The organism is Variovorax atrisoli 110B, assembly GCF_000382045.1.
Lineage (GTDB): Bacteria > Pseudomonadota > Gammaproteobacteria > Burkholderiales > Burkholderiaceae_C > Variovorax > Variovorax atrisoli.
Genome location: NZ_KB907483.1, coordinates 1 through 7,829, shown reverse-complemented (window position 1 = coordinate 7,829; position 7,829 = coordinate 1). Strand labels below are relative to the sequence as shown.

Here is a 7,829-nt window from a genome sequence, read left to right as displayed (position 1 = left end):
CTGCAGGCGTTCCTGGCGTACGAGGGGATAGAGAAGACCACGAATCTCAAGCACATCATCTGCGGGGGAGAGGCCATGCCTGCGGCCACGCAGAGAGAGGCGCTGCAGAGGCTGAGCGGGGCGACGCTGCAGAACCTGTACGGGCCGACGGAGACGACGATCCATGTGACGCAGTGGACGTGCCGGGACGATGGAAGCAGTCAGGTGCCGATCGGGCGTCCGATCAGCCAGACGCAGGCGTACGTGCTGGACGGGAGCCTGAACGAGGTGCCTGCGGGTGTGGCGGGAGAGCTGTACCTGGGGGGCATCAACCTGGCTCGGGGCTACCTCAAGAGGGCAGGACTGACCGCCGAGCGCTTCATCGCGACGGACAAGGGGCAGCGCCTGTACCGCACGGGAGACTTGGTGCGGTGGAACAACGAGGGTCAGCTGGAATACCTGGGCCGGATCGACCATCAGGTGAAGGTGCGGGGCTTCCGCATCGAGCTGGGGGAGATCGAGGCGGGGTTGCAGGCCCAGGAGGAGGTCCGGGAGGCGGTGGTCGTGGCGAACGAGGGTCCTGCGGGTACGAGGCTGGTGGCCTATGTCTCGGGCCAAGGCATCGATACGGCAGTGCTCAAGCAGAAGCTGGGCGAGGCGCTGCCGGACTACATGGTTCCGAGCGTGATCGTGGAGCTGCAGGCGCTGCCGCTGAACGCGAACGGGAAGGTGGACCGCAAGGCGCTCCCCGTCCCCGCCATCACCAGAGACAAACCCTACGAGGCCCCGCAAGGCCCCATCGCCGAAACCATCGCCGCCATCTGGGCCGAAGTGCTGCAGATGGAGAAGGTCGGCATCCATGACAACTTCTTCGACCTCGGCGGGCACTCGCTGCTGCTGGTCCGCGTGCACCGCCTGCTCGAAGACAGGCTGCGCACTCCCGTCGCCCTGGTCCAGCTTTTCAAGTACCCCACGGTCGGTTCGCTGGCCCGGTGGATGGAGCGCGGCGCCGCCGCACCCGCGGCGTCGTCGCCCACGGCCGGCGACGACCGTGCGCTGCGCCAGCGCGCCGCCTTGCTTCAACGTCGCAAATCCGCGGAAAGAGTCAACTGATGAACACCATCAACGAACAGGCCGGGCAGGCCGATGCGGCCGCCACCACCGGCATCGAGATCGCCATCGTCGGCATGGCGGGGCGCTTCCCGGGCGCCGACGATGTCGACGCGTTCTGGCGCAACATCCGCGACGGCGTGGAGTCCGTCGCCGGCTTCACCGACGAGCAGCTGCGCGCCCGAGGAATTTCGCAGGAGCTGATCGACGATCCGGCCTATGTGAAGGCGGGCGTCCAGTTCAAGGGCTTCGACCAGTTCGATGCCGGCTTCTTCGGTTACTCGCCGCGCGAGGCCGAGTATCTCGATCCGCAGCAGCGCATCTTCCTGGAGTGCGCGTGGGCCGCGCTGGAGCACGCCGGCTGCGACGCGCACAGCTGGCCGGGCAAGATCGGCGTCTACGCGGGCGAGGGCCCCAACCTGTACCTCATGCGGCACCTGCTGCCGGCGTTCGGCCTGGGTGACGGGCGAGGCATCGCCGACCTGCTGGGCCTGATGAGCGGCAACTCCGGCGGATCGCTGTGCACCCGCGTGGCCTACAAGCTCAACCTGCGTGGCCCGGCCGTCACGGTGCAGACCGCCTGCTCGACCTCGCTTGCCGCGGTGCACACAGCCTGCCAGTCGCTGCTGGGCTACGACTGCGACATGGCACTTGCCGGCGGCGTGTGGCTCAACCTGCTGCAGGACAACGGATACCTCTACCAGGCCGGAGCCATTCTTTCGCCCGATGGCCACTGCCGCGCCTTCGATGAGAAGGCCGCGGGCACGGTGATCGGCAGCGGCGCGGGCATCGTGGTGCTCAAGCGCCTCGACGACGCGCTGCGCGACGGCGACACCATCCACGCCGTCATCAAGGGCAGTGCCGCCAACAACGACGGCGCCGACAAGGTCGGCTTCACCGCGCCCAGCGTGAACGGGCAGGCCGAGGCCATCCGCGCTGCCCAGCTGATCGCCGGCGTGCCCGCCGAATCCGTGGGCTACATCGAGACGCACGGCACCGGCACGGTGCTCGGCGACCCCATCGAACTGGCCGCGCTGACGCAGGCCTTCCATGCCGATTCGGGCCGCACCGGGTACTGCGCCATCGGCTCCGTCAAGACCAACGTAGGCCACCTCGATGCTGCGGCTGGCGTCACCGGCCTCATCAAGACGGTGATGGCGCTGAAGCACAGGACGCTGCCGGCGAGCCTGCATTTCGAACGGCCCAATCCGCAGATCGACTTCGCGGCGAGCCCGTTCTACGTCAATGCCGCCACCAAGGCATGGCCCGCGGGCACCACGCCGCGACGGGCGGGCGTCAGCTCGTTCGGCATCGGCGGTACCAATGTGCATGTGGTGCTCGAAGAGGCACCGGCTGTGAAACCGGCCGAAGGATCGTCCAGCTGGCAGGTGCTGCCGCTGTCGGCCCAGAACGCTTCCGCGCTGCAGCAGGCCGGCGGGCAACTGGGCCGCCACCTCGAAGCGTCGAGCGACCAGTCGCTTGCAGACATCGCGCACACGCTGCAGAGCGGCCGTCGTGCGCAGCCGTTGCGCGCGGCCATCGTCGCCAACGGCAATGCCATGGCCGCACAGACACTGCTGTCGTCCGAGGGCGGGTTCGAGCAAGTGATGCGCGCGCCAGCCACCGCACCCGAGGTTGCCTTCCTTTTCCCCGGCGGCGGCACGCAGCACGCCAACATGGGCGCGGCTCTGTACCGCGACGACCCGGTGTTTCGCGGCGAAGTCGACCGCTGCTGCGCTCTGCTGAACGATGCGATGGGCATGGACCTGCGCCAGCTGCTGTACCCGGCGGCCGGTGCCGAAGCCGCAGCCGACCACAAGCTGTCGTGCATCGAATACACGCAGCCGGTGCTGTTCATCGTCGAGTACGCGATGGCCCGCGCCTGGATGGCGCGCGGCGTGCAGCCCGCGGTGATGCTGGGCCACAGCCTCGGCGAATACGTGGCGGCCTGCCTGGCCGGCGTGTTCAGCCTGGAAGACGCGCTGCGCATCGTCACCGCGCGCGGCCGCCTGATGCAGTCGATGCCCGCCGGCGCGATGACGGCCATCGCGCTGACCGAGGCCGAGCTCGCACCGTTCCTCCAGGCCGGCTGCGACATCGCGGCGATCAATGGCGAGCAGCTGTGCGTGCTCGCGGGCCCGTTGCAGGCCGTCGAGGCGGCCGAGAAGCAGCTGTCCGCCCGCGGTCTGCTGCCGCGCCGCCTGCATGTCGCCATTGCGTCGCACTCGGCCATGACCGAGTCCATCGTGGGGGAACTGCAGCAGGTGGTCGCGTCGGTGCCGCGCCATGCGCCGCGCATCCCGTTCATCTCCAACGTCACCGGCAAGCCGATCACTGCTGAACAGGCTGTGGACCCTGCCTACTGGGGGAGCCATCTGCGCAGTACCGTGCGCTTCGCCGACGGGCTGGCCGTGCTGTTCGAGGCGCCCGGCCGAGTCGTGCTCGAAGTGGGCCCTGGCGAAACGCTGACCGGGCTCGCGCGCCAGCATCCGCTGGCTGCGTCGGCCGCGGGCATCTGGGCCAGCCAGGCACATCCGCAGCAGCAGGCCCGCAACGAGCGGCAACTGGCCAGCGTCACCGGCGCGCTCTGGTGCGCCGGCGTGGAGATCGACTGGGCCGCCTGCCGCGCAGGCCAGCCGCGTCGGCAGGTACCGCTGCCGACCTATCCGTTCCAGCGCCAGTCGTACTGGGTCGAAGCGGGTAGTTTCGAGGGCGGTGCCAAGGCCGGTACGACAGGCGCTCCGACCGACGCGTTCTACGTGCCCACCTGGAAGCGCACCGAACCGCTGCTGCCCGTGCAGACCCCTGCGCCGGCCGGCACATGCACGCTGGTGTTCGGCGAGACACGCAGCCTCACGGACAGCCTCATCCGCCACCTGCACCAGGATGCCGACACGCACCCGGTGGTCTGGGTGGAACAGGGGCCAGCTTTCGTGGAGATCAGCCCGCGCCACTACGCGGTGCGTCCGGGCGAGCGTGCCGACCACGAGCAGGTGCTGCGCAAGGTGCAGGCCGAGCTGGGACCGGTCTCGAAGATCCATCACTTGTGGAGCGTTGACGATGAGCTCGCGGCACCTTCGCAGTCGGACCAGATTCTGGAGCGCGGTTTCTTCAGCCTGCTGGCTCTCGCGCAGGCGCTGGACGCCGTGTCGGGCGGCAGCGAACGCAAGCTGGCGATCCAGGTCGTCGCCAACCAGATGGAGGATGTCAGCGGGCTGGAGCCCCTGTGCCCCGAGAAGGCCACGCTGTTCAGCCTGGCCAAGGTGATCGGACAGGAGTACCCGCACATCGACTGCCGCGTGACCGACGTGGTGTTGCCCGGGCCCGGCAGCGACGCGGAGGAATGGCTGGTGAAGCAGCTCGCGGCCGACGTGCCGGCGCGTCATGACGAACCCCTGGTGGCATATCGCGGACCGCACCGCTGGGTGAAGGCCTATGAGCCGCTGGCCCTGCCGGCACCGGGCGCCGGGCCGCAGCAGCGGCTGCGCACGCACGGCGTCTACCTGATCACCGGCGGCCTCGGCGGCGTCGGGCTCTCCGTGGCGCGGCACCTTGCGAAGTCGTGGCAGGCGAAGCTGGTGCTGTTCGGGCGCACCCCGCTGCCGGAGCGCAGCGCCTGGGAAACGCTGGCCGCATCGCCCGAGCAGCCGGAGGCATTGCGCCAGAAGCTGCTGCAGCTGCTGGAACTCGAGGCGCTGGGCGGCGAAGTGCTCGTGCTGTCGGCAGACGTGGCCGACGAGGCGCAGATGCAGGCAGCCGCCGCGCAGGCGCGGGCGCGCTTCGGCGCCATCCACGGCGTGATCCATGCCGCGGGCCATGCCAACAGCGGGATGATCGGCCAGCGCACCCGTGCCATGGTCGACGCCGTGTTCGCCCCCAAGTTGCGCGGCACGCAGGCGCTGCTCGAAACGGTGCGCGAGGACGCACTCGATTTCGTGCTCTTCTGTTCATCGATTTCCGCCATGGCCGGCGGCCTGGGCATGAGCGACTACGCCGCGGCCAACGCGTATCTCGATGCACTGGCGGCACAGGTGCAGCGCAGCGCCCGCCATGCCGTCTTCTCGGTCAACTGGGACGCCTGGCGCGACCTCGGCATGGCAGCGGGCATGGTGCTGCCCGAAGGCGTCGGCATGGATGGCCCCGAGGGCGCGCTGGTGCTGGAGCGCATCGTCAACGGCCCGGCGTTCTCGCAGGTGGTGATCTCCACGACCGACCTGGCGCAGCGCCTCGGCGAACTCGACAGCGGCATGCTCGAGCTGATCGAGTCCGGTCCCCTGGCCCATGCGGGGCGCGCCGGCCGCCGCAACCATCCGCGCCCTGCACTTGACACACCCTACGTTGCGCCCGATGGCGACCTCGAAACCGGGCTCGCGGCGGTCTGGCAGGACATGCTGGGCATCACCGCCGTCGGCATCCACGACAACCTGTTCGAACTGGGGGGCGATTCGCTGCTTGCCATCCAGATCCTGGCGCGCGTGCGCAAGGCCTACGAGATCGAACTCCACCCGGCCGCCTTCTTCAAGGCGCCAACCATCGCCGACCTGGCCCTGCTGGTCGAGACCCGCCTGATCGAAGAGATCGAGAACGGCGAAAGCAGCGAGAGCAAAACCCCGGCCGATGCCGCCACCGTCTGAAACAAGCACCGCAATGCCCGAAATCCAGGATATCTCCGCACGCCGCGCCAGCCTGAGCGCCGAACAACGCGCCAGGCTGAAAGAGCGGCTGCGCGGCGCGCACGTGGCCGGCACGCGCGAAACCGAAAGCGCCATTCCCCCGCGTCCGCAGAAAGACCGGGCACCGCTGTCCTTCGCCCAGCGCCGCCAGTGGTTCCTGTGGAAGCTGGACCCGGCCCGCACGGCCTATCACCTGAGCGGCGGCCTGGCGCTCTCGGGGAATCTGGATGTCGAGGCCCTGCGCGCGAGCGTGCAGGCGCTGGTCGACCGCCACGAGTCGCTGCGCACCGTCTTCCGCGAGGAAGGCGATGGCGAAGTGGAGCAGGTCATTCTGGAGACCCTGCCGGTCGCGCTGCCCTGCATCGACCTGAGCACGCTGGAGGCCGGGGCCCGCGAGGCCGCCATCGAGCATGAGGTGCGCGGCATTCGCACCGAGCCCTTCCGCCTCACGCGCGGCCCGCTGATGCGCACCGTGCTGCTGAAGACCGGTGCGCAGGCGCATCGGTTGCTGGTCGTGATGCACCACATCGTGTCCGACGGATGGTCCGTGCAGCTGACGCTGGACGAACTGGCTGCGCAATACGCAGCACGTGTCCAGGGGCGTCCGATGGCGCAGCCCGCGCTGCCTGTGCAGTACGCCGACTACGCCGTCTGGCAGAACCAGTGGCTCGAAAGCGGAGAGGGCGAACGCCAGCTCGCGTGGTGGCGCGATCACCTTGGCACCGAGCAGCCGGTGATCTCCCTGCACACTGACCGGCCGCGCAAGGCCGATGGCCGCTATGGCTCGGCGCGCGTCACGGTCGCGTTGCCGGCCGATACCGTCGCACGCCTGCGCCAGCAGGCCCAGGGGCAGGGCGCGACGCTGTTCATGGCGTTGCTCGCTGGCTTCAATGCGCTGCTGTTCCGGCACACGGGGCAGACCGATGCGCGCGTCGGCGTGCCCATTGCCAACCGCAACCGGGCGGAGACGGCGGGCGTCGTGGGCTTCTTCGTCAACACGCAGGTGCTGCGTGCGCGCATCGATGCGCGGATGACGCTGGCAGAGCTGTTCGTGCAGACACGCGACACGGCGATCGGTGCGCAGACGCACCAGGACCTGCCGTTCGAGCAACTGGTCGGGGCGTTGCGGCCCGAACGCAGCCTCAGCGCAAACCCGCTGTTCCAGGTGATGTTCAACCATGTCCGGCGCGACCATCGTTCGCTGGCCGAGTGGCCGGGCGTGTCGGTGCAGCGACTGGACTTCGAGGAAGAGGACGCGCAGTTCGAGCTGACGCTGCAGACACTGGAGCTCGAGGACGGCAGCGTGGAGGCGACATTTCTCTACGCGGATGAGCTGTTCGACCGAGAGACAGTGAAGCGGATGGCGGGGCACTACCTGTCGGTGCTGCGGGCGTTGGTCGAGCGGCCGCAGCAGGCGGTGGGGGATGTGGTGCTGGTGAGCGAAGCCGAGCGCGCGCAGCTTGCGGCGTGGAGCGAGAACGATCGGCGCCACGAGGGCGAGCAACCGGTGCACCGGCAGATCGAGTCGCATGCACGGCTCAAGCCGCAGGCGCCTGCACTGGTCTTCGGCGACGAAGCGCTGTGCTACGGCGAACTCAATGCCCGCGCGAACCAGTTGGCGCATCGACTGATTTCTCTTGGCGTGGGCCCCGATGTGCTGGTCGGCCTGTGCGTGGAACGCTCCGTCGAGATGATGGTGGGCATCCTGGCGGTGCTCAAGGCGGGCGGTGCCTACGTGCCCCTGGACCCCGAGTACCCGGCAGACCGCCTGTCCTACATGGTGCAGGACAGCGGCATTGCCTTGCTGCTGACCCAGAGCCACCTGCGCAGCCTGATCCCGGGTGCCGAAGCGCTCCAGGTGCTGGAACTGGACACCCTGGATACGTCCTGCGAGTCCGATGCAGATCCCCGGGTGAAGCTGCACGGCGAACACCTGGCCTACGTGATCTACACGTCCGGCTCCACGGGCCGCCCCAAGGGAGCGGCCATTCGCCACAGTGCCCTGTTCAGCTGCATGGCCTGGATGCAGGAGTTCTACACCCTCGCCGGAGCGGACACGGTGCTGCA

At 68.9% G+C, this 7,829-nt stretch carries 3 protein-coding genes; all 3 read left to right on the top strand.

What is annotated here, in order from left to right; all coding sequences use genetic code 11:
* A partial coding sequence (locus G369_RS0135045; protein ID WP_026346886.1) for an acyl carrier protein occupies positions 1-1,092 on the top strand: 1,092 nt, incomplete at its 5' end.
* Complete coding sequence (locus tag G369_RS0135040; RefSeq protein WP_019658735.1) at positions 1,092-5,723, top strand: type I polyketide synthase; 4,632 nt, start codon at positions 1,092-1,094, stop codon at positions 5,721-5,723. The genes G369_RS0135045 and G369_RS0135040, both read left to right, overlap by 1 nt.
* A gap of 13 nt (positions 5,724-5,736) precedes the next feature.
* Positions 5,737-7,829: condensation domain-containing protein (locus tag G369_RS0135035; RefSeq protein WP_019658734.1), on the top strand; the 2,093-nt coding region annotated here is incomplete at its 3' end.

Excerpts from the sequence above, each read along its gene's own strand:
- G369_RS0135040 (WP_019658735.1), top strand. The coding sequence starts at position 1,092 with ATGAACACCATCAACGAACAGGCCGGGCAGGCCGATGCGGCCGCCACC.